Raw genomic sequence first — 21,069 nt, forward strand, 5'->3', positions numbered from 1 at the left:
CTATATTTCACAAGATTATTTTGCGGGCTCGTTTAGAAAGCGTTCGATTTTTAATCATCCCGTAAAGGTATCATTTCAGTGCGAAATTATCGCCCTGGACAGGACGTAGCAATATGAAGACACATCCACAGTACGAACCCTGGCTGCAGGGCATGCTCATTATCGCAAAACACTATCGCCTGGATTTCTCGGCGGAGCATGTTCGGGTCACGATTAACCATGAAAGCCAGTCTCCGCGCCAGCTGGTGCTGGAGGAGATGGCGCGTCAGCTTGGGCTGGGGATGCGTATGGTGGCGGCTGAAGCGGTATCCCTCGATCCGTGGCGCCTGCCGCTGCTGGCGGAATTCACCGGCGGACAAATCGCGGTCATTAACCGCATGGACAGCGAAGGCAACATCAGCCTGCAGTTTAGCGGCGACGCGGGGCTGGAGACGACCCTGACGCGTGACGAACTCGGGGCGCGGTTAAAGGGGCTGATGGTGTTGCGCCCGCTCGAATCCACGCCGGATGCCCGCGTGGACGATTACATCAAACCCTATGAGAAAAACTGGTTCTGGCAGCTGGCGCTGAAGGACTGGCGACGCTACAGCGACATTATGCTGGTGGCGCTGGTGGCCAACGTGCTGGCGCTTTCCGGCATGGTCTTCTCTATGCAGGTCTACGACAGGGTGGTGCCGTCGCAGTCGGAAGCCACGCTGTGGGTGCTGTTTGGCGGCGTGATGATCGCCATCGTATTCGAATTCATCATGCGCATGCTGCGCGTGCATATTTCTGACGTGGTGGGGAAGCGCGCCGACCTGCGTATCTCTGAACGCGTGTTTGCCCACGCGCTGCGGATTAAAAACGGCGCGCGATCCAAATCAACCGGATCCTTTATCGCGCAGATCCGCGAGCTGGAGTCGGTGCGCGAGCTCATTACCTCGACCACCATTGCGGCGATTTCCGATCTGCCGTTCTTCCTGCTGTTTGTCTTTATTCTGTGGATGATTGGCGGCCCGCTGGTACTGGTAGTCCTGCTCGCCGTGCCGCTGCTGCTCATCCCCGGCCTGCTGGTGCAGCGCCCGCTGGGGAAACTTTCCAGCGAAGGGATGCGTGAATCCGCCATCCGTAACGCCACGCTGGTGGAAGCGGTACAGGGCATTGAAGACATCAAGCTGATGCGCGCCGAACAGCGTTTCCAGAACCAGTGGAATAACACCAACGACGTCGCCGCCAGCGTCGGCATGAAGCAGCGCTGGCTGACGGGCCTGCTGCTCACCTGGACGCAGGAGGTGCAGTCCATCGTCTACGCGGTGGTGCTGCTGGTGGGCTGCTACCTGGTTATCAGCGGCGACATGACTACCGGTGCGCTGGTGGGGACCTCGATTCTGGCATCGCGCACTATCGCGCCGCTGTCGCAGATCTCAGGCGTGCTGTCGCGCTGGCAGTCGGCAAAAGTGGCCCGCAAGGGGCTGGACGACCTGATGCAGCGCCCGATTGACGATCCGCAGCACGGCAAAAAGGTGCACAAAGCCCACCTGCGCGGCGACTATGCGCTTGAGGACGTCGGGTTTTATTACGACGAGGAAGAGAAACTCACCGTGCTCAACATCAGCAAGCTGCAGATCCGCGCCGGAGAGCGCGTGGCGGTGCTTGGGCGCAATGGCTCCGGTAAAAGCACGCTGTTACAGCTTCTGGCGGGCATGCAGGAGCCGCAGCAGGGCAGCATCCTGCTCGACGATATTGCCCTCAATCATCTGGACCCGGCCGACGTGCGTCGCGACATGCAGCTGCTTGGCCAGCAGGCGCGGCTGTTCTTTGGCTCCGTGCGGGACAACATCCTGATGGGGAACCCGTTAGCCACCGACGACGAGATTCATCAGGCGCTGGTTAACAGCGGCGCGCTGGAGTTTGTGCGCAAGCAGAAAATGGGGCTGAACTATATCATCAACGAAGGCGGGGCTGGCCTGTCGGGCGGCCAGCGTCAGGCGCTGCTGCTGGCGCGTGCGCTGATCACTTCCCCGAATATCCTGCTGCTGGACGAGCCTACCGCCTGGCTGGACGAAATGAGCGAGAAGCAGTTTATACAGCATCTCCACAAATGGCTGGGGAAACGCCGGACGCTGGTGGTGGCGACGCATCGCCTGCCGATTCTGGATTTGGTCGACCGCATCATTGTGCTGGAAAACGGCAAGGTGGTGATGGACGGCCCGCGCGATGCGATCCTGCATCAGCACGGTATGGCGCCGCAGAAAGCCGCGCAGCGCACCGTGACCATGAAGCCAGCGGCAGTTGCCGAGGAGGGCGCGGCATGAATGATTTCTCTCGATTCAATAGCCGACTGAAGGAGCCACGCCTGCCGCGCTCGTCACTGGTGGCATGGTCGCTGTTCGCCCTGCTGGCGGTGTTTATCGCCTGGGCAAGCCTGTTCCATCTGGATGAAGTGACGACCGGCAGCGGCAAGGTCATACCGTCTTCTCATGAGCAGGTCATTCAGTCCCTGGAAGGCGGCATTATCCACAGCCTGATGGTGCGTGAAGGTGACATTGTGGAACGCGGCCAGCAGCTCGCGCAGCTAGACCGAACAAAAACCGAGTCGAGCGTGCTGGAGAGCGAGTCTCGTCTGAATGCGGCGCTGGCAACGGCGGCGCGCCTGAAGGCCGAGGTGAACGACACGGAACTTGCGTTCCCGGAAGAGCTGGATGACGACGTTGAGCTGGTTAAACAGGAAACGGCGCTCTACCAGTCCCGTCGTGAGAGCCTCGAAAAAGGGCTGGCCGGGTTGCGTCAGGGGGCCGAACTGGTGCAGCGCGAGCTGTCGTTGACCCGTCCGCTGGTGACTCAGGGGGCGGCCAGCAAGGTTGAGGTGTTACGTCTTGAGCGTCAAAAAAATGAGCTTGAGAACAAAATCACCGAGATGAAAAACCAGTACTACGTTCGCGCTCGTGAAGAGCTGGCGAAAGCCAATGCGGAGATTGAAGCCCAGCGTTCGGTGATGAAAGGGCGTGAGGACTCCCTGACCCGGCTGACCTTCAACGCCCCGGTTCGCGGGATCGTGAAGGATATTGACGTCACGACCGTGGGAGGCGTTATCCCGCCGAACGGCAAGCTGATGAGCCTGGTCCCGCTTGACGATCAGATGGTGGTCGAAGCGAAAATCTCGCCGCGCGATGTGGCGTTTATTCATCCTGGCCAGAAAGCGCTGGTGAAAATTACGGCCTATGACTACTCCATTTACGGCGGACTGGAAGGGGAAGTGACCATGATTTCGCCGGACACCCTGCAAGATGAGGTCAAAAGGGATGTCTACTACTATCGCGTCTATATTCGTACCGACAGTAACCATCTGACCAATAAGCAAGGCCAGGAATTTCCGGTCTTTCCGGGCATGATTGCCACTGTTGATATTAAAACCGGCAGCAAAACCATTCTGGATTATCTGTTAAAACCGCTGAACAAGGCAAAGGAGGCGCTGCGGGAACGATAGGGGAATGGCGTTCGGAACTCCGAACGCCTGCTGGATTATACGGTTGACGTCACGCTGTGAGCGTGGCGTCGCTCTTTAGGGACAACGTTGATGTAATGCGTAACATACGCAAAATATAAACCGGCATAGTTTTCGACAAGTTCGATAAACGCCGGGTATATCGACATCCGACCATCACCACGATCTTTAAGATAACCCGCATCTTGTGCCGATTTGATAATTCGGTTGACGTGGATGCGTGAAACGAAAAATTCTTTTGCGAGCGTGCTGGCCGAATAATCAATAACCGCGCCGTGAGCGGATTTATTTTTCATGGCCTGCAGATAAATATAAAGCATAATCATGCGGCCACCATCCTTATCGATAAATAACCCCACTTCTGGCAAAACCTTTCTGAACGTTAATCCCCGAAAAAGATATTCTGCCGCACGGCGGAAGAAGTTATTTCGCAAAATATCATTATCCAGCAGGTTAACATTAATATTAAATGCCGGATACAGAATGCTGACTGGCAAAAATGCGCCGGACATATAGCGTTTAAGTTCATTCAAACCTTTTTCGGTTGGCGCGATTCTCGTTTTGCGTCGGTCTTCCGTGCAGCGCCAGGTCTTGATGCGCCCGGTGGTTCTCAGTATCGTAATGATCGCAATAACGCTGTTGGGGCTGGCTATCTTATAGCGAGAACATAACTCTTTTATCTCTGAAACGGATTCCGCCTGATTTCCAAAAATAAAACAACACATAGAGAGAATAATGTTAAACCGTGATTCCTGCAGCATGGTCTTGTAGAAAAGAGGCTGTTTTTTGTAGATGGTGTCATTAATTGTGTAGTGCTCTAATATTGCCTCACCGAATCGGGGATTGTTCTTTATAACATCCCTTCGATGTAGCAAGGCCCTGGATGAGATGTGATTATCCATAGCATTTTTCTCGTATTTGGATGAGCCGATAGATGAAGTGTCCAGTCTTCTTTTTCGGAACTGTCATTATACCCTGTGAATGAGATATTTGCCGTTGTTATTTGCAAAGAAAAGTATATTTAAACGACGGTGATTAACGCAAAGATGTTCCTGTGAGTTCGGCTGATAACTGTTTCTTAGCCTGAGGCTGTACTGTAAAATTAATGCTTATAACAGGTGCGTTAAATTTTATGCATTCACAAATGGAAATGGCGCTTCAGTGCCCAGGAGCAGGTTATGACCCACAAAATTTCTATGAGAAATGGGGCGTGCGATGAACAAAAATATGTCATCTCAGCCTGCGGTTTTACGTTCCAGGGATATCGTCTAATCCTTAACCAGTACGGTATACAGGCTTCGCATATTCACTTTGACGGTGATGAGGTATCCCAACAGGATATGGAAAATATCCTTATAAATCAGAATGCTCATATTGTAGCGTTTCTCGGGAAGGGTATCGTCAATCTCCTGGAGAGCCTGAAGCGGCTGGCTTCCGTGCTCAATAGGCTTCCCGTTATTCGACGCGTTACCCTGTATGGTGACATACCGGATGGCTGGCTTTACCGCACTCTGGGCAGTCTTTTAAATAACAGTTATCAATTGTCATTGATTCGTATTGCCCATATTTCAGATGCTATTACCTGTTCTCATACGCAATATCACGTTTTTAAGGATCGTTCGTATTTATTACGCGATCGCTGCAGGGATAATTCTTCACAAGAAAACCTAAAGTGGCTAACAAAAAGAGAGATTGACGTTTTATTAAATTTCTACCGCGGCATGTCCGTAAAAGAAATGTGCGACGAAATGGGGCTTTCTAATAAAACGGTTTATACCCACCGTAAGGAAGGTGTGCTGAAATTACGCTTAATTAAACAATGGTTACACGATCCGCACAATTTTAAAGCGGAAGGGGGAGTTAAACATCAGCGTCAAAAAAGAGAATTCACGGATAAGGAAACGGAAATATTTAATGCGCTACTTAGGAGAGAGATCTTCCCTGCCTATCAGATTATTACCGATCGTGACAAAAAGGGCGTAGGTTTTGAGATACTGATCCGCTGGAATAAAAACGGTAAAATCGTCAAGCCCGCCAGCTTTCTCACGGATATTTCAAATCATGAGATATGGTTGAAAATAACAGCGTTAGTCATCCATGCCGCCGTGTCGGGGATTAATAAATATAATGGTAAATACTATTTCTCTGTGAATATTCCACCTCGCCTGGCGTCAGGGAATGCATTGCCTGATATGGCAAGGAAAGCTATCGACATGCTGCTCAAACCGCAATGGGCTGAAAAGCTGGTCTTTGAATTTGCAGAAGATATTGACGTGACGAAGGACAAAAGGATCCCTGAAACCATGCGGCATTTACGTAATACGGGGTGTCGATTGTTTCTGGATGACTGTTTCTCTAATCATCAAACCATGTTCCCGGTGCGGCAGGTGCATTTTGATGGACTCAAGCTGGATCGGGACATCGTTGAGCATTTTGTGGCAAACGACAATGACTATAACCTGATTAAAGCGATACAGTTTTATAGCGACATGACCGGAACGGACTGTATTGCGGAGGGGGTGGATAGTGAAGAAAAGTTTGAGAAATTAGTCGCGCTGGGCGTGAAAAACTTTCAGGGGTATTATTTATCGCGCGCCGTGAAAGAGGAAGAGTTAGACCGCATGGTGAGGTTGTTCAGTTAAGAAAAATAAAGCCCCGAAGGGCCTTTTATTATTTTCGACCCAGCAACAGGCCGAGAACAATACCGACCGCACCCGCTGCGACGAGGCCGGTGAGGGGGTTATTTCTGACAGCTTCAGTGACGTCGGAAACCGCATCGCTGGCCTGCGCGGCATATTTTTTAGCCGCACCTTTGACCTGATGCTTTGGTGAATCTACGAATTCACCAAACTGCTGCTGCGCAGAACCTGCAAGTTCATCAAATTTATTTTTTGCTTTGTCTTCTGCAAACTGGGTGTTTTTATCAGTACCGAGATCGGACATTTTCGCCTCCTTTTGTTGATATTTAAAGGATAGCCGCTCTTTGCGGATGTGGGAGACGAAAGGTTAATTTCGGCACCTGGCAGGGCTGTTTTCGGATATATCTCTGTGCGGGGGGCTCGCACAGAGAGACGCTGTTATTCGGCAAAACTCAGCAGCGCGTCGCCATCAAGACGATAGCGAACCCATTCGGACTGCGGCAGCGCGCCGATGCTCAGGTAAAAATCAATGGCGGGTTGGTTCCAGTCCAGCACGCTCCATTCAAGGCGGCCGCACTGCCGTTTTACCGCGAGCTGCGAGATATGTTTCAGCAGCGCTCTTCCCGCGCCTTTACCGCGATAGTCCGGGGAAACGTACAGGTCTTCCATGTAAATACCGTTGCGTCCTAGCCAGGTAGAATAGCTGGTGAAGAACACGGCATAGCCAGCGATCTTACCTTCACATTCCGCGATCAACGCTTCGGTTTGACTGCCGGTCCCAAATAGCGTTTCCCGGATCTCCTCCGGCGTGGTCACGACTTCTTCCGGCGCTTTTTCATACACTGCGAGCTCATAGATCATGGCGTAAATTGCCGCCGCATCTTCGGGACGGGCCTGACGAATGGTGATGCTCATTGTTTTTCCTGTTTTTTAGTCTGTGTTTCGATTGATGGCGTTAAGCATACGGCGTATTGTCCGAAGAATTAAGTGCAATGAAATCAACAAATGATGAATATTATGCATCCGGTACTGAGACGCCTTGATTTAAACCTGCTGCCCGTTTTCGACGCGATTTACCGCCACCGTTCCGTTCGGCTTGCCGCTGATGAGCTGTCGATGAGCACATCGGCACTGAGCCATGCGCTGTCGCGTTTGCGCATCACCCTTAATGACCCGCTATTTTTTCGGGAAGGGCATCGCATGTCCCCCAGCGTGTATGCCGCTCAGCTTGCGCCTTCCATTGCCTCCGCACTGTCGTTCCTGAATCATGAGCTGACCCCGCAGCCGGAGTTTGACCCTGCCAGCAGTACCGAAAGCTTACAAATTGGGATTACGGACTTTACCGCGCTGTGCATTTTCCCCGCGCTGATGCACAAGCTACAGCTTGCTGCCCCGGGTTTGCGTTTCGAATTGCGCTATCTGCCGCACAGCCCGGCGCTGACGGAACTGCTGGCGGGCGAAGTGGATCTCGCGCTGGGGTTCAGCACTCAGGATGATATCCGGCACCCGGAACTGGAAGAGATCGACTGGTTTGAAGATGAGTATGTGGTCATCAGCAACGCGCGCCGGACGCGTCTGACGCTGGAGGATTATCTCGCAGCCCGCCACCTGGTGGTGACGCCATGGAATGAGAAGCAGGGCGTTCTGGACGTGCGGCTCGAACAGTTGGGCTATACCCGACAAATCGCGATCAAAACGCCGTCGATGCTCAGCGCGCCGTTTATCGTTGCGGAAAGCGACCTGTTGATGGCGATCCCCCGTTTTGCCGCAGAGAAGCTGACGGCGGCGGCGGACCTGAGGATTTTTCCTTTACCGTTTTCGATACGCACGTTCGAAGTGAAAATATATTCACATAAACGCAGCGGACAGCGGGGCGCAACCCGCTGGCTTAAGGAGGGGCTGCAAACGCTGGCGCAGGCGCGTCATTCCGGGCTGTCCGGCTCCCAGGAGAGGATGTCGCCGGGTTGACACTGCAGCGCCTCGCAAATTTTCGCCAGCGTATCAAAACGTATCCCTTTCACCTTGCCGGACTTGAGCAGCGACAGGTTTTGCTCAGTGATCCCCACAAAGGCTGCCAGTGCTCTGGACGTCATTTTCTTCTCTACCAGCATTTTGTCCAGATGAACCACGACAGCCATAATTAGATGAACTCCTTATTTTCTTCTTCCGCTTTGATGCCTTCGACCAGGGAGTGAAACGTTACCAGCAGCAAACCGCCTGTTAATAACAGAACAAAATCCCCAAGCAAAAGGGTGACCTGGTAGTAATGTCCCGGCCACGCGATGGTCAGCGGGATCAAAAAGCGACAGACCGGCAGTGCGATCCCAAGGATTAGCATCGCGATGGCAATCTTGCGAACGCTGTTTGCCAGAGCCCGGGAGAGGATCTGTTTTTGACGAACCTGTCGCGTGACGCTCATTCCCTGCCAGACAGCAAAGGCAAACAGCCCCGCGGGAAGATAAAGGATCGCCAGCAGGAGGATCTGGCGTAGCGGTGAAACCGTCGAAACCGCCAGAAAGTCATTCTGAACCTCAGCGAGCTTTAGCAGAGTGGAAATAAAAAACGACTCGCCGGTGAAATAGATCCACAGAGGGGTGATTAATACCAGGATGAGAAAGAGCGGCAGCACCCCTGCAATGAGCACCAGACTGAGTTTATCTCTCGCACTATTCACGTCGAACCTTCCTGAATATTTCATATTATTTTAAGAGCAGCATGCTCAAGCATGACATAAGCATCAGCGCGATGGCAATCTTGCCGCTGTTCAGACAGTTAGCTCCGTGTTTCATCCAGGGTTTTGGCCACACGTGATACACGCTAAAGGCAAGATATGACGCCTGAATCACCCAGGTGAGCATTCTGAAAAAGTAACCTGGAGTATTCAGATGGGTGATAGTTTGCATCATCTCCATGCTATACAGAATTATTCCCACGGTCAGCATTGTGTTCACCAGCCGAAGTTTATACTGCGCGGCCCAGGTTCCGCACGCAAACAGCAGGGCCGAGACGAAGGTCAGTATCGCCCAGAGAATATCAATCCAGTTCATGATGCGCCTCTGCTGTATAAGATGGCTGGGTTAATAGCAGCCGTATGGCCGGGACAACCACCGGCCACGCGGTGTCGGACAGGATCACCACGGCGCTTTTACGCTGTCGGTCGAAGGCAATAGCGGAAGCGAACCCTGACGATTCACCATCATGCCAGGTGATATCGCGCCCCTGAATGCGCGTGGTGAACCAGCCATAGCCCACGCGTGAATCGGGATCGTCAGTCGCAAACTGCGGTGTCATTGCGTCGCTCCATGCGAGCTGGCCTGCCAGCAGCGACTGAGCGTAATGGGCCATGTCGACAATGGTTGAACGCACGCCTCCGGCAGGGGCAAATGCGTGCATGATCCACGGCGCTTCGCTCAGGCCGGAAGCGGACCGACCCTGGCTGAACGTGGAAGAGGCGGGCGCTGTATCACTGGCAACGACGGAGTCTGTCATGTGTGCCTGAGCGAATATTCGCGTTTGCAGGAGGTCAGCAAAAGATTGATGCGATGCACGCGCCAGCGCCAGGCCCAGCAGCGCGTAGCCGGTGTTGGAATAGTCAAATCCGGCCGGGCGTTCGACGCTGGCTTTATTCACCATGTCTATTAATGTCCCCTCATCGAATTTCCAGAAATTGTCACGCAGGATGATGGTCTTAATCACCTGAACTTTCTCGGGTAACGACGTCGCCAGCTGCGGAAGGCCGGAGCGATGCGAAGCCAGCTGCGCCAGAGTAATATCGCTCGCCGGGCCTGCGATCTCCGGAATAAGTTCACCGACGCGGGTTTGCGGCGCCGCTTCGCCGCGTCGCTGCGCCTCAATCAGCAGGCTACTGGTCATGGTTTTGGTCAGGCTGGCGATTTCATACTGTTTTGTAAAATCGCTGTCCCACAGGGCGTACTGCACGCCCTTTGGCGTGATAAGTGCGACGGCAACGCTGCCACGCGCACCGCTGAGGTGTGGCGTCAGGAACGAGACGATGGTTGCATCACCCGTCTGGCGCGGGGACGGCGTGCTGACGCCCGGCTGCAGGTAGATACCTGCGGCAATCAGCGACACAAAAACCACCCCTGCGGCTAACAATCGCCTGCGGCTGTATACATACTGTTTATTCATGGTCTGCGCCTCAGAACTCGTACTGGATCATTGATGACAGGGTGTACTGCATGCGGCTGTTAACCAGCGGGCTCTTACCCGCTTCATCAAGCAGGCAGGCTGCGCGACCGGTCACTCCAGCCGCCAGATTTTCACTGATGTGCCAGACCAGTTCGCTATCAACACCAGCTTCCTGTAAACCCGATGATGGGGAATAGGCATCAAGCCCGGTGCGCTGAGACTGGCTCGCGGTGACGCCATAATGGCGCTGCTGATAGCCGCTGTTCGCCCAAGTGATGTCACCTGCGACCGAAAATTCGACGTCCTGCCCGCGCCAGAGGATGGACTTTACGCCGCTGTTCACGGTCCTCGCCAGCTGCTGCGTCTCGCCACCGTACCGGTGTTTTTGCGTTGCGCTTAACGCGCGCAGCCATATCGTCCAGTCCTCGCGTTGATAACGCATTTCCGCGCCCGCCATCAGCATGTCGGACATATCGCCCATTCCCTGGAGGTCACGGTTTTTTCGAGCGGAGAAGGGATAGTTAACTGTCTCTTTTCGACCCTCATCAGAGGCCAGCAGCAGACTGACGGCAAACGGGGTATCGGGGTGAAATGACCATGCCAGCCCCTCCGTGGAGAGATCCCATTGCCCCCAGTCTTTACTCTTCAGACTCAGGCCGCCCTTCAGCAGCGGTCCGGGGGCGTAATGCCGCGATCCCGAATAAACGGGACTGACCGCGACGCCAAGACCCGCGTAGCCGGACAGCTCCGCACCGTGTAAGGGGGCGCAAAGCATGATCCCCGCGAGCGACACGCCATACAGCAGACTTCTTTTCATTCAATGCCTCTCCTGGCAAAGGGTAAGGGGAAGTGCGTGCAGGCTAGCCTGGTGTTTATCGTAAAACAATAAACATTTATTGTTTTACACTAAAATTGGTAGGTGTGCTCACGCGCTCACGATAAAAAGAGATGCGGCCGGGGAGGAAAGTACGATATCGTAACTCTATGATTGAATGAGAAGTTCGCAGGAACGCCGTCGCAACAGGACGATAAATGATTGATGACATCCGTTATCTGATAGTGTTTGCAAAGATTGCTGAGGCAGGATCCATTTCAGGTGGGGCAGAAGCGTTAGGGCTTACAACCGCTACGGCAAGCACGCATTTATCAAAGCTGGAAAAAAATCTTGGCTGCGCGTTGCTCTACAGAAACACGCGTAAACTCTCTCTGACTCACGATGGCGCAAATTTGCTGGAAACGGCCAAATCGATGCTGGCGCTGTATGAGCAGGGGGTCATTGAATTTAAGCAGCGTTCGATATCAACGGCGAATAAGCTTACTGTTTCTCTTCCTGCCGTTTTTTTGAAGAGTGCGTTTACCCGCCATCTGGCCGATTTTATAAAACGTCATCCGGGCATTTTACTGAATATCTCTTACAGTGATACGCGCAGAGATATTATTGCCGACGGTATTGATGTTGCATTTCGAATCGGCGAACTTCCGGACAGTTCACTGAAAGCGCGTCATCTTTTTGTGCTGCCGCGCCAGGTAGTTGCTTCCCGTGATTTGCTAAGCCATTACCCGACGATTACGCATCCCGATGACCTGGCGAAACTGCCGTGGATTGGACTCAGTATGAGGCAGAATAACCGGGAATTCCGGCATAAATCTGGGGAGGTGGCTGTCGTAACGTATACGCCTGAGGTGTATGTAGATAATGTCGAAGCCGCTTATGCCCTTGCCAGGCAACAAATTGGAGTCGCCGCACCTCCTCGCTATTTAAGCGAAGAGGACGTTAAGCGTGGAGAAATGCAGGAAATACTTCCCGACTGGTCATTAGAACCGCTGAAAGTCTATGCCGTATGGCCTTCTAATATGTCGACCAGCAGTATTGCCTACAAATTGATTAATGATATTTATAACGCGATTGAGTTTGACACGTTATAAAGGTTTTAAAATGCTAAAGAGAGCATGTAACACGCCGTAATAAGCAGCAGTCCGCCCATCAACACGTTAAACGTACGGATCTGCTGCGTGCTCCTGAGCAGCACCGACACCTTTTCTCCCATCAATGCCCATGCAGAAAGCGACAGGTAACAGACTAAAAAATAGACCGCTATAAAGATGAATGCTGCCGAAGGGTTTGAGGGTTCGGAAAACATCGCTGCCCCTGAGGCGCACGCGGTCCATGCTTTTGGGTTGATCCACTGCATTACAAAACCCTGAACAAAACCGGGTGCATCCGTTTTTGTTAATGACATATCGGGCCGGGACGACGCTATCTTATAGCCCAGATACATTATAAATAAAGAACCTGCAATATTAAGATACCGGAAAAACATAGGATACTTTTCGATTGCAGCGTAAAAACCGAAACAAATAAAGATGAGTAATAGCGTAAACCCTATCGTTGCACCGGAGACAAATGAGAAGGTCTTTCTAAAACCGTGAACGGCCCCTGACGAGATAATCACCATATTAACGGGGCCGGGAGAAAATGAAAGCGTCAGTGAAAATATAAACATTGTGAAAAGGAACAGCATTTTATCTCCGTGGGTTGGCTTATCTGCATTAGAGGATCTGTACTATTAAGTCACGACTTTACTCGTCATGTTTCTGAATACTATCTGGGAACGTAGGTCAGAGTAAGTGGCCTTTATCTAAAGGTGTGTTTGATTTTTCGCACCGTTCGCGCAGGCTGGCAGGAGACTGTAGGCCGGGCAAGCGCAGTGCCACCCGGCATACATGGCGGTCAATAAGGGAGAGTCACTTTAACGGCAGGTAGATATCCGTTTGCAGCGCATGTTCCGGCACCTCGTGAATAAGGTTGAGGTAATGGAAAAATACCGGGGCATCGCGCAGCGTTTCGCTGCTGGCCGGTAGCCAGTCGCGAAACATCGCCCACACCGTGGCGGAAATAGTATCCAGAGAACCCGTGTGACGGCATACGGCGTAACGTCCGCCGTCGATTTCGCCACTGGAAACCCCAAATTCATTTTCTGGTATCGCTTCAGAGATACTGCCGCAGATATCGAAACGAAAGGCGTCTGCGGGTGTGGTTGCCGGGTCATCCCAGGCAATGCCAAACGTGCTGCTTTCGTGTACTGGCGATAGGCCCGTGCTTTTACGCCAGGCAATAAATTTCGCCGCGCTGTCATTAACCCGATCCGGGTTGCCACGGTGCTGCAGCATTGCCACCTGGGTCTGTGGGAAATCGACAATCTTAATTTCCATCGTTTTTTGCTCCTGAAAGGTCATTTTCGGTACGCGCTGGTGCCAGTTCAGCCAGTCCGGCTGCTGCCGAAACTGACGCGGGCTTTTTCCAAACGCATTTCTGAAGGCGCGACTGAACGATTCAGGGCTCTGGAAACCGGCATCGAGCGCAATATCAATCACCTTATCCTGAGGATTAAACGCCAGTCGCCAGGAAGCATGACGCAGACGCAGCCACTGGATATAGCGATATAAAGGCTGGCCGCTAAACGCCAGAAACTGCCGGTGAAAATGATAAGGCGAACAGCAGGCTAACGCGCTGAGCTTCTCCAGCGTAAGCGGTTCATCGAGATGGTTGGCGATATAGTCGCACACCATTGTGAAGCGCTCGCGGTAGGCCGTTTTGATTGCATCGTTCATTGCATCCTCCTGATGACCCACTTTGCCTCACCGAACGGCCAGAATCCTGACCGATCTTGCCTTATAGTATGTTTGTCATAATTCAAATTTTCTAAGCTACAAAATTTTATGAGGGGTAATGATGGAAAAGGACTTAAAGCCTGAACAAATCGAAATCATAAACCGTATTGTCTTTGAGCAGATCGACAAGATGCAGGTCAGAGTAGACGAAATTCTTGCTGAAACGGAGAGAACCGCACATCAACAGTTGCAGGATAGTGGGATTGATATGACGGAGTTCTATCCGGCTAATAAGGATTTTTTGATGATGACTCTTATTCAACACTTCATAGATCAAGTGCATGGCGGCGATATGGGTCTGGCCCAAAAGATAATAACCATGGAAGCAAAGCGGCTGAACGTCAGCATACATGTTGAGCAGATTAAATAATATCGAATAAGGAATAAATGAATGGGGTCATGTTTGTGAACAGATAAATTTCGTGATTATCGATGACGCTATCAGCTGCTCGCCGCTAAAGTGCGGCGAGCAGCTGAAAGTTTTTTTTCAGTTCGCTTCATGGTTTGCGCAAATTTCAGCACAAAATTCCATAAAAGCTTCGACAGCAGCGGGGGGCAGTCGACGAGATGGCCGCGTGATATACAGCGGATAGGTTTCGCCTGGCCATTCCGGAAAAAGTTCGACAAGCACTCCGTCAGCAATCAATTGTGTGACGCTGAGTGAAAGTACCTGGGCAATGCCAACACCACTTACGCAGGACTGCACCATCAGATCTACATCGGTTGTCGTCAAATGACCGTGAGTATCAATTGCCAGTACTTCGCGACCACGACGAAATTCCCACTCAAACGGTTTTCCGCGGCGAGGATCGATATACTGGATGCACTCATGCGTGACAAGTTCTTCCGGATGCTCCGGTCGGCCATGCCGTTTCAGATATTCCGGTGATGCCACAGTGAGCACGCGTGTTTGTAATAGCAGTTTCGAAGAAATAGTTGAGGGTAATTGCGGCCCGAAACGCACCGCAACATCTATACCCTCTGTCACAAGATCCCCTACGTCAGGTTGCTGCACTACTGTAAGTTCTAGTTCCGGATGCAGTTCGCGCAAAAGAGGCAGTTTCGGGGCCAAAATATAACGGGCAAAAATTGGATTAACGCTGACCCGTAATGATCCTCGTACAGCCATGGCGGCACCGGATACGTAGCTTGCCGCAACCTCAATACCTTCAAGGTGTGGCGAGGCGCGCTCGTACAAAGCCCGGCCTTCGTTCGTCAGGTTCATCGTACGCGTCGTACGGTTTAGCAAGCGCACTCCGAGCCTCTCTTCAAGTCTGTCTATCGATCTGCTTACGCCTGAGGCGGACAGTCCTAGTACCTCGCCAGCGCGACTGAAACTACCCGCCTCGACAACTGCGGCCAACACGCTTAATCCTGAAAGTAGCCGTCCGTCAAAACTCATCGATCCCCACCTTTGAATTTAATCAAATATAATTTGCATAAAACTACCTTTATCAAAAATGGTGCGCAACCTATTGTGTCAACCAATTCGTTGCCAGGAGCAATTCTCCCTGTTTCCGGCTGGGCGAACCTTGCAACGAACGGCATCTCTTAACCCTGAGGAATACGAAATGACTACGACGCGCACTCTTTTTAAAGGCGGCATCATCCTTACTTTGGATGCCGATATACCCAACCTCTCCGTGGGCGATGTTCTCGTCCATGGCGACCGTATCGCAGCTGTGGGTCCGGAACTGCAGGCGGATGATGCCCAGGTAATCGACGCAACTGACCATATCGTTATGCCCGGTCTGGTCGATGCTCACCACCACATGTGGCTTGGCGTAATGCGCCGTATGATGCCAAATGTCGACGATCTTTTTGCTTACATTGATGTGGTCGCAGAGAAACTGGGCAAACATTATCGTCCATTGGATATGTATCTGAGTACTAAGCTTACGGCACTTGCCTCACTGGATGCCGGTATTACTACCATCATTGATGCCTGCCACAACTCGCGCAGCCCCGAGCACACTGATGCAGCACTAGATGCACTAAAGGAGAGCGGTATCCGTGCGTTACATATGGTCGGTGTAGCAATGGATAAAGAAGCTTCATCGGCGCATTTGCCTGCCGATTTGGAGCGACTCTCGCGAAGCTGGAACACAAATGACAGCCTGGTGCACGTTGGTCTGTTTGGTCAGCTCAATCTTGACTGGTGGAAGGTCGCTCGCAAACTCGACATGCGCATTCTGACCGAATTCATCGGCGATCTCGCCAATCTCGGCCCTGAGTTTGCTATTCCGGGCGTACTGGGCACACATAACATTTTCAACCACTGTTCAAGGGTTCCTCAGGATACCTGGAAGCTCCTGGCCGATTCAGGAGTAAACATCACGGTCAATCCACGATCGGATGCGCTATTTGGCTTCGACGATGAAAGTTTTGCCTATCAGCAGGCTGTTGATCGCGGCTTGACCCCGGCATTGGGCATTGACCTTGATACTGCCTTTGGCAGCGATATGTTCGGGGAAATGCACGCTCTGTTCGGGCAACAGCGATCGGCTATGCGCTACCGTCGCTTCCGTGGTGAGGACAATGTGCCGTCACCCATCACGGCCGAGGACGTCCTGAAAGCGGCCACTGTTAATGGCGCGCGTGCGGCCGGTTTGGAGGACCAGATTGGCACCCTTACTCCAGGTAAGCAGGCCGACATTATCATGGTTCGCACCAGCGGAGCCGCTGTTTTCCCGGTAACCAACGTAATTGGTACCGTCGTGCAGGCGATAGAGCGGTCTGATGTGGATACCGTGATGGTGGCCGGTCAGCTTCGTAAACGTGCGGGCAAGTTGGTGGATATTGATCTGGCGGCGCTCAGTACAGAGATAACCGTTTCACGTGATTACCTGCTCAACGCCAGCGGCTATCACATCGATCTTTTTAAAGCATCCTGATGACAGAACGGCCTGATACACCGGGCCGTTCAACCCTCTTAATCATATTTCATAAAGGATATTTACATGGGAGCCCTCGCCATAAAGCGGCTCGCGGAGGATAACTCCCCGCGCGTCCTGCTTCCCCGCCCGGCAACGGGTATTATTGCCGCACTTTTCTTTGGTTATCTGGCAGTCGGACTGCCATTGCCGGTGATTCCATTGTTCATCCATGGACATCTCGGCTTCAGCAACCTCGTGGTGGGACTGGTGATCGGCATCCAGTTTCTGGCAACCGTGCTCACCCGCGGCTATGCCGGACGGGTTACAGACCAACAGGGAGGTAAACGCTCTGCTCTTCAGGGAGCAATCCTTTCAGCGATAGCAGGGGCATTGTATCTGGTGGCTTCGGTAACGGAGCTATCACCTACGGCCACCCTTTGCATTGTTATCGCAGGCCGTCTGATGACCGGTTTTGGCGAAAGTCAGTTCGTGACGGGATGCGTGTCATGGGCAATTGCCTCCGTCGGCCCTCAGCGCGCCGGTATGTCAATGTCGTGGACCGGCATCGCCATGTTTGCAGCGCTGTCGATTGGTGCTCCGGTTGGAATGGCGTTGTATCAGCATTACAGCCTCGCAATGGCGATGATTGCCTGTATTGCAACACCGGTTTTGGCCGCTCTGATTGCAGTGTTCACTGCATCATATATATCGCCGGGAGGTCCGCGGCTGCCGTTCCATCGCGTAGTAGGGCGCATCTGGCGCGAAGGGCTGGGATTGATGCTGCAGGGGGTCGGCCTTTCCGGGCTTACCGCTTTTGCCTCATTGTACTTTGCAGCACATCACTGGCAGAACGCCGGCCTGGTGATGACTGCGTTTGGTCTGGGTTTTATTTTCGTTCGGCTCGCCCTGGGGCATCTACCAGACCAAATAGGCGGCTATCGCGTTGCTGTTTGGTCATTGGTGGTTGAAGCTCTTGGCCAGGCAATGTTGTGGTTGGGTTCAAATGAATGGATGGCACTTGCAGGTGCTCTGGTTACCGGACTGGGCTGTGCACTGGTTTTCCCCGCATTGGGCGTCGAAGCTATAAGACGTGTTCCACAAGCCAACCGCGGCAGTGCAATGGGCGCATTCGTTGCATTTCTGGATGTCGCTTATGGAATCGCCGGGCCGGTAGCTGGCCTGATCGCCGGTCAGTTTAGTTATGCCGCTGTATATCTGTCTGGTACGGTCTGTGCGCTGCTGGGGGCGCTGATTGCGAGCGCGTCTCGGATGCATCAATCCTGAAAAAACATTCGAGCCGGCAGCGCTTGCTGTCGGTTTAATAATCTGGAGAAATTATATGTCACGCATTTTCATCTCCGGTTCGTCAACGGGCCTTGGTCTGATGGCGGCCGAACTGCTGGTTCAACAAGGACATCAGGTTGTGTTGCACGCGCGTAATGCGAACCGCGCAGAAGATGCCCAACGCGCCTTACCCCAGGCTGAAGCCGTCGTTGTCGGTGACCTGGAGACAATTGAAGGTGCCAGACAAACGGCATTACGTGTCAACGCCCTGGGACGCTTCGATGCCGTCATCCACAATGCTGCCGTTGGTTACAATGAAGCGTATCGCGCGACCCGCGACGGGCTGCCGCATGTTTTCGCGATCAACACGCTCTCGGCTTACATCCTCACCGCGTTGATTGAACGTCCGCATCGCCTCGTCTACCTGAGTTCTGGAATGCATCATCATGCCCGGGCAAACCTGGATGATATTCTCTGGAGCAAACGTCGCTGGAATGGGTCTGACGCCTATGCAGAGAGCAAACTGCACGACGCTATGCTGGCTTTTGCTCTGGCGCGTCGCTGGCGTGATGTGCGTAGTAACAGCCTCGAGCCTGGTTGGGTGCCGACAAAGATGGGGGGGCCGAATGCCCCGGACGATATGGACCAGGCGCACCTGACCCAGGCCTGGCTGGCCGCCAGCCGTGATTCTGAGGCTGACGTAACGGGGAAATATTTCTACCACATGAAGCGCATGACGGCTAATCTGCAGGCGCACGACGTCGCATTGCAGGATCGTCTCATTAATATTTGTACTGAGATTTCAGGGATAACGCTGCCGGAGTAATACGTAACGTTAACGAAATGCGCATTAACCATAAAAAACAGAGTGTTTACATCTCAAGGATAAAATAGGTACCATACCCCCCTATAGTAATAAAATTTTCGTGTATCTATATGATATATATGAATAAAATACGATAACTAAGTACGATAGGGGCGCAGTGGGGGCAAATTAAAAAAGAAATCTAAGCCCCAAAGAACCTAGATTTCCAAGATAATAACTACAACGTGGTATCATTCAATTCAAGTTCAAATGTTCCACCTTTACGCGGCATAACTTGATCTACCATCTTAATGAAACGGTTCCAACCATAACCATTCGCAATTGCCAACCGTTGAACCATGATTAATGAATGCAGATGTTGAGCTAACATAGGATTTCCAACATCGTCAGTAAACCACTGATGAAGCTTGTTCTTACGATGCCCGTTAGATTGCTTTGGTGTTTTCTTTTCTAGCTCCTGAAGAATAGAATCGCCTAAACGCTCATATACAAGATCCCTTGTATAGTGTGCGACAACGCTAAATCTATTTTTACTCATGCCTGACCAAGGCCAATTTTTTAATTTATAGATATTTTCGTAAAACTCATCAGGGAATTTTTTAGCCCATGCGGCAAGTTCTTTGCTGATAATTTTATCTAAATAGGCTTGTAATGCAGCTTTTGGCCTAATTTCTTGATAACCTGTGGCCTCATCAACTAAGGCGATGATCCCGACTTTAGCAAGCGAACGAACTAAAATTTCAGCTTTCTTGGCTGTCTCTGTTTGATTCGTTTTTAATGCGCCATCTTCTCGGGCTTTTAAATATGCGTCACAAACCAAAGGCAGGATTGATGCATCATAGCCCTCGAGTTCAACACCTGAGTTGTCTAAATAACGCTCACGTTTGATCACCTCCATAAGATCCTGATTTATATAAGGAACTAAGTTAGCCGCATCCATAAAAGCGGGAAGTATGATCTCACCATCCAGTGTTGCTCTAACACCACGGCTAGGGCGACCGAGCGCCTTAAAAACAGACGTTTGAGAAATTATCCTTTTGCCATTGTTGAGAACAGCCACCTCAAGCTCAGTATCATTGATTTTGAGGACACCCTCAAACTGAGCAGATGGTAGCCCTTGTTTGATTCTTTGCCAGCGCTGATTAGCTGCATTAGTAGCAACATCCTTTCGTTCTTCAGCGGACATTTTATCAGCGCGCGCTTTTCCGCCTTTGGCCTGAGGGGACTTATTCACATTTGGCATTTCAGTTTCCTAAACGAATTAGACGAGACATTATCATCTCTGCAATAATCTTCAGCAAGCAAAAATTACAAAAAATGCTTGCTAAGATATGCAGGTGATAGTTATGTCTAACCATCGGTGATTGCGAAATATTTACTTTTATTTCTGTGACTTAAGTGCTACCCGTGGTGCAAATCCTAATCTATTGTTCAGCAGGTCCACCTGCTCACCGTCAAACTCTTTTATCCATGCGGAGTACACCCGATAAACCATCTCAGCGTCTTCATGCCCGAGCTGGCTGGCAATGAACGACGGGTTCGCTCCAGCTGCCAGCGACCAGCATGCGTAAGTGTGTCGTGACTGATACGGCGTGCGTCGCCGAACACCAGTCTTTTTCATCGAGGCATCCCAGCGGTCGGTTATGGACTGCGTTGAAAAATACTTACCAGGATTTTTTGTTCCCAGGCGCGGCAGAAACACAAAACGTTTCTTCTGAACTTCAGTTTTTCCATACTCCCTGAAGTGCTGAACGATCTCAGTTTCCGGCAGATGGCCAGTAAGGACATACTGGGCGCGCAGCGCGTCAAGCGCAGGAGCGAGAAGGGTAATGATCCGATCCCCAGCTTTTGTCTTGGGTGGTACAAAATCACCCTGGCCCGTCAGGTTGCGCTGGATATGAACCTTTCCTGCATCAAGATCAACATCATCCCATGACAGTGCCGCAATCTCACCGTGACGGGGGCCGGCACCGATGGCGAACTGCCACATGTTTTTGTCCTGACCCGTCAGGGCCAGCATCATCGTGGCGTATTCATCACGCTGCAATGGATCCGGTTTCTTACGGTCCTTGTGCAGCTTTGTGATGTGCTCAAACGGTTTATCGGTGATGAATCGGCTACGGTGTCAGAATCGCGGTC

At 51.9% G+C, this 21,069-nt stretch carries 22 protein-coding genes; 9 read left to right on the forward strand and 13 right to left on the reverse strand.

Annotated features, from left to right (window positions below; translation table 11 throughout):
* Positions 1-113 precede the first annotated feature (113 nt).
* Both GVO84_RS10875 and GVO84_RS10880 read left to right on the forward strand, forming a co-directional pair.
* Positions 114-2,294, forward strand: coding sequence for a type I secretion system permease/ATPase (locus tag GVO84_RS10875; protein ID WP_159514113.1), 2,181 nt, complete (start codon positions 114-116; stop codon positions 2,292-2,294).
* Positions 2,291-3,466 (forward strand): HlyD family type I secretion periplasmic adaptor subunit, encoded by a 1,176-nt coding sequence (locus GVO84_RS10880; protein WP_029740549.1) that lies wholly within the window; start codon positions 2,291-2,293, stop codon positions 3,464-3,466. The genes GVO84_RS10875 and GVO84_RS10880 overlap by 4 nt, the downstream gene beginning before the upstream one ends.
* Positions 3,467-3,501: 35 nt before the next feature.
* Here the strand turns inward: GVO84_RS10880 and GVO84_RS10885 are convergent, their stop codons facing one another.
* Complete coding sequence (locus tag GVO84_RS10885; protein ID WP_159514114.1) at positions 3,502-4,386, reverse strand: MarR family transcriptional regulator; 885 nt, start codon at positions 4,384-4,386, stop codon at positions 3,502-3,504.
* 276 nt (positions 4,387-4,662) lie between these two features.
* On the opposite strand from GVO84_RS10885, the gene GVO84_RS10890 reads away from it, so the two are divergent.
* On the forward strand, positions 4,663-6,126 hold the full coding sequence (locus tag GVO84_RS10890; protein WP_159514115.1) for an EAL domain-containing protein: 1,464 nt from the start codon (positions 4,663-4,665) through the stop codon (positions 6,124-6,126).
* Between the two features lie 28 nt (positions 6,127-6,154).
* On the opposite strand, the gene GVO84_RS10895 is transcribed toward GVO84_RS10890, so the two are convergent.
* Positions 6,155-6,427, reverse strand: coding sequence for a DUF883 family protein (locus GVO84_RS10895; RefSeq protein ID WP_032657256.1), 273 nt, complete (start codon positions 6,425-6,427; stop codon positions 6,155-6,157).
* 134 nt (positions 6,428-6,561) lie between these two features.
* Positions 6,562-7,038 (reverse strand): GNAT family N-acetyltransferase, encoded by a 477-nt coding sequence (locus GVO84_RS10900; protein WP_159514116.1) that lies wholly within the window; start codon positions 7,036-7,038, stop codon positions 6,562-6,564.
* A gap of 90 nt (positions 7,039-7,128) precedes the next feature.
* Between GVO84_RS10900 and GVO84_RS10905 the strand changes: the two genes are divergently transcribed.
* Positions 7,129-8,091 (forward strand): LysR family transcriptional regulator, encoded by a 963-nt coding sequence (locus tag GVO84_RS10905; protein ID WP_159514117.1) that lies wholly within the window; start codon positions 7,129-7,131, stop codon positions 8,089-8,091.
* On the opposite strand, the gene GVO84_RS10910 is transcribed toward GVO84_RS10905, so the two are convergent.
* From GVO84_RS10910 to GVO84_RS10930, 5 genes are read right to left on the reverse strand one after another with little or no spacing between them, the layout of a single operon-like run.
* Positions 8,046-8,261: a helix-turn-helix domain-containing protein gene (locus GVO84_RS10910; protein WP_024908393.1), complete on the reverse strand. Its 216-nt coding sequence runs from the start codon at positions 8,259-8,261 to the stop codon at positions 8,046-8,048. The genes GVO84_RS10905 and GVO84_RS10910 overlap by 46 nt on opposite strands.
* A 2-nt stretch (positions 8,262-8,263) precedes the next feature.
* Positions 8,264-8,797 carry a DUF2975 domain-containing protein gene (locus GVO84_RS10915; RefSeq protein WP_159514118.1) on the reverse strand — a complete coding sequence of 178 codons (534 nt, stop codon included), beginning with the start codon at positions 8,795-8,797 and terminating at the stop codon, positions 8,264-8,266.
* Positions 8,798-8,822: 25 nt separating this feature from the next.
* Entirely contained in the window at positions 8,823-9,170 is a 348-nt protein-coding gene (locus tag GVO84_RS10920; protein ID WP_121423668.1) for a hypothetical protein, read from the reverse strand.
* On the reverse strand, positions 9,157-10,272 hold the full coding sequence (locus GVO84_RS10925) for a serine hydrolase domain-containing protein (RefSeq protein ID WP_159514119.1): 1,116 nt from the start codon (positions 10,270-10,272) through the stop codon (positions 9,157-9,159). Before GVO84_RS10925 ends, GVO84_RS10920 begins: the two co-directional genes overlap by 14 nt.
* A gap of 10 nt (positions 10,273-10,282) precedes the next feature.
* The gene (locus tag GVO84_RS10930) at positions 10,283-11,089 is read right to left on the reverse strand and encodes a MipA/OmpV family protein (protein WP_159514120.1); all 807 of its coding nucleotides are present in this window, start codon (positions 11,087-11,089) and stop codon (positions 10,283-10,285) included.
* Positions 11,090-11,304: 215 nt separating this feature from the next.
* Between GVO84_RS10930 and GVO84_RS10935 the strand changes: the two genes are divergently transcribed.
* Positions 11,305-12,198 carry a LysR family transcriptional regulator gene (locus GVO84_RS10935; protein ID WP_159514121.1) on the forward strand — a complete coding sequence of 298 codons (894 nt, stop codon included), beginning with the start codon at positions 11,305-11,307 and terminating at the stop codon, positions 12,196-12,198.
* Positions 12,199-12,203: 5 nt separating this feature from the next.
* Here GVO84_RS10935 and GVO84_RS10940 read toward each other — a convergent pair whose 3' ends face one another.
* Entirely contained in the window at positions 12,204-12,794 is a 591-nt protein-coding gene (locus GVO84_RS10940; RefSeq protein ID WP_159514122.1) for a LysE family translocator, read from the reverse strand.
* Between the two features lie 223 nt (positions 12,795-13,017).
* On the reverse strand, positions 13,018-13,884 hold the full coding sequence (locus tag GVO84_RS10945; RefSeq protein ID WP_159514123.1) for an AraC family transcriptional regulator: 867 nt from the start codon (positions 13,882-13,884) through the stop codon (positions 13,018-13,020).
* 121 nt (positions 13,885-14,005) lie between these two features.
* Between GVO84_RS10945 and GVO84_RS10950 the strand changes: the two genes are divergently transcribed.
* Positions 14,006-14,314 (forward strand): nitroreductase, encoded by a 309-nt coding sequence (locus GVO84_RS10950; RefSeq protein ID WP_121423674.1) that lies wholly within the window; start codon positions 14,006-14,008, stop codon positions 14,312-14,314.
* Between the two features lie 117 nt (positions 14,315-14,431).
* Here GVO84_RS10950 and GVO84_RS10955 read toward each other — a convergent pair whose 3' ends face one another.
* On the reverse strand, positions 14,432-15,346 hold the full coding sequence (locus GVO84_RS10955; protein WP_121423675.1) for a LysR family transcriptional regulator: 915 nt from the start codon (positions 15,344-15,346) through the stop codon (positions 14,432-14,434).
* A 169-nt stretch (positions 15,347-15,515) separates the two neighbouring features.
* On the opposite strand from GVO84_RS10955, the gene GVO84_RS10960 reads away from it, so the two are divergent.
* The 3 genes from GVO84_RS10960 (at position 15,516) to GVO84_RS10970 (ending at position 18,930) form a co-directional block, all read left to right on the forward strand.
* Complete coding sequence (locus tag GVO84_RS10960) at positions 15,516-16,838, forward strand: amidohydrolase family protein (RefSeq protein ID WP_121423676.1); 1,323 nt, start codon at positions 15,516-15,518, stop codon at positions 16,836-16,838.
* Between the two features lie 66 nt (positions 16,839-16,904).
* Positions 16,905-18,104 carry an arabinose transporter gene (locus tag GVO84_RS10965; protein WP_159514124.1) on the forward strand — a complete coding sequence of 400 codons (1,200 nt, stop codon included), beginning with the start codon at positions 16,905-16,907 and terminating at the stop codon, positions 18,102-18,104.
* Positions 18,105-18,159: 55 nt separating this feature from the next.
* A complete protein-coding gene (locus GVO84_RS10970; RefSeq protein ID WP_159514125.1) occupies positions 18,160-18,930 on the forward strand; it encodes an SDR family oxidoreductase in 771 nt (256 codons plus the stop codon).
* A 217-nt stretch (positions 18,931-19,147) separates the two neighbouring features.
* On the opposite strand, the gene GVO84_RS10975 is transcribed toward GVO84_RS10970, so the two are convergent.
* Both GVO84_RS10975 and GVO84_RS10980 read right to left on the reverse strand, forming a co-directional pair.
* Positions 19,148-20,173: a P63C domain-containing protein gene (locus tag GVO84_RS10975; protein ID WP_159514126.1), complete on the reverse strand. Its 1,026-nt coding sequence runs from the start codon at positions 20,171-20,173 to the stop codon at positions 19,148-19,150.
* Between the two features lie 138 nt (positions 20,174-20,311).
* The gene (locus tag GVO84_RS10980) at positions 20,312-20,977 is read right to left on the reverse strand and encodes a site-specific integrase (protein WP_236545819.1); all 666 of its coding nucleotides are present in this window, start codon (positions 20,975-20,977) and stop codon (positions 20,312-20,314) included.
* Positions 20,978-21,069 lie beyond the last annotated feature (92 nt).

Origin of the sequence: Enterobacter sp. SM3 (assembly GCF_009811935.2) — a bacterium.
GTDB lineage: Bacteria > Pseudomonadota > Gammaproteobacteria > Enterobacterales > Enterobacteriaceae > Enterobacter > Enterobacter asburiae_D.

Coding starts and splice junctions, on each gene's coding strand:
- GVO84_RS10955 (WP_121423675.1), bottom strand. CDS start 15,346: ATGAGTTTTGACGGACGGCTACTTTCAGGATTAAGCGTGTTGGCCGCA.
- GVO84_RS10905 (WP_159514117.1), top strand. CDS start 7,129: ATGATGAATATTATGCATCCGGTACTGAGACGCCTTGATTTAAACCTG.
- GVO84_RS10965 (WP_159514124.1), top strand. CDS start 16,905: ATGGGAGCCCTCGCCATAAAGCGGCTCGCGGAGGATAACTCCCCGCGC.
- GVO84_RS10890 (WP_159514115.1), top strand. CDS start 4,663: ATGACCCACAAAATTTCTATGAGAAATGGGGCGTGCGATGAACAAAAA.
- GVO84_RS10920 (WP_121423668.1), bottom strand. CDS start 9,170: ATGAACTGGATTGATATTCTCTGGGCGATACTGACCTTCGTCTCGGCC.
- GVO84_RS10950 (WP_121423674.1), top strand. CDS start 14,006: ATGGAAAAGGACTTAAAGCCTGAACAAATCGAAATCATAAACCGTATT.
- GVO84_RS10960 (WP_121423676.1), top strand. CDS start 15,516: ATGACTACGACGCGCACTCTTTTTAAAGGCGGCATCATCCTTACTTTG.
- GVO84_RS10935 (WP_159514121.1), top strand. CDS start 11,305: ATGATTGATGACATCCGTTATCTGATAGTGTTTGCAAAGATTGCTGAG.
- GVO84_RS10925 (WP_159514119.1), bottom strand. CDS start 10,272: ATGAATAAACAGTATGTATACAGCCGCAGGCGATTGTTAGCCGCAGGG.
- GVO84_RS10895 (WP_032657256.1), bottom strand. CDS start 6,427: ATGTCCGATCTCGGTACTGATAAAAACACCCAGTTTGCAGAAGACAAA.
- GVO84_RS10970 (WP_159514125.1), top strand. CDS start 18,160: ATGTCACGCATTTTCATCTCCGGTTCGTCAACGGGCCTTGGTCTGATG.
- GVO84_RS10875 (WP_159514113.1), top strand. CDS start 114: ATGAAGACACATCCACAGTACGAACCCTGGCTGCAGGGCATGCTCATT.
- GVO84_RS10885 (WP_159514114.1), bottom strand. CDS start 4,386: ATGGATAATCACATCTCATCCAGGGCCTTGCTACATCGAAGGGATGTT.
- GVO84_RS10975 (WP_159514126.1), bottom strand. CDS start 20,173: ATGCCAAATGTGAATAAGTCCCCTCAGGCCAAAGGCGGAAAAGCGCGC.
- GVO84_RS10945 (WP_159514123.1), bottom strand. CDS start 13,884: ATGAACGATGCAATCAAAACGGCCTACCGCGAGCGCTTCACAATGGTG.
- GVO84_RS10940 (WP_159514122.1), bottom strand. CDS start 12,794: ATGCTGTTCCTTTTCACAATGTTTATATTTTCACTGACGCTTTCATTT.
- GVO84_RS10910 (WP_024908393.1), bottom strand. CDS start 8,261: ATGGCTGTCGTGGTTCATCTGGACAAAATGCTGGTAGAGAAGAAAATG.
- GVO84_RS10930 (WP_159514120.1), bottom strand. CDS start 11,089: ATGAAAAGAAGTCTGCTGTATGGCGTGTCGCTCGCGGGGATCATGCTT.
- GVO84_RS10900 (WP_159514116.1), bottom strand. CDS start 7,038: ATGAGCATCACCATTCGTCAGGCCCGTCCCGAAGATGCGGCGGCAATT.
- GVO84_RS10880 (WP_029740549.1), top strand. CDS start 2,291: ATGAATGATTTCTCTCGATTCAATAGCCGACTGAAGGAGCCACGCCTG.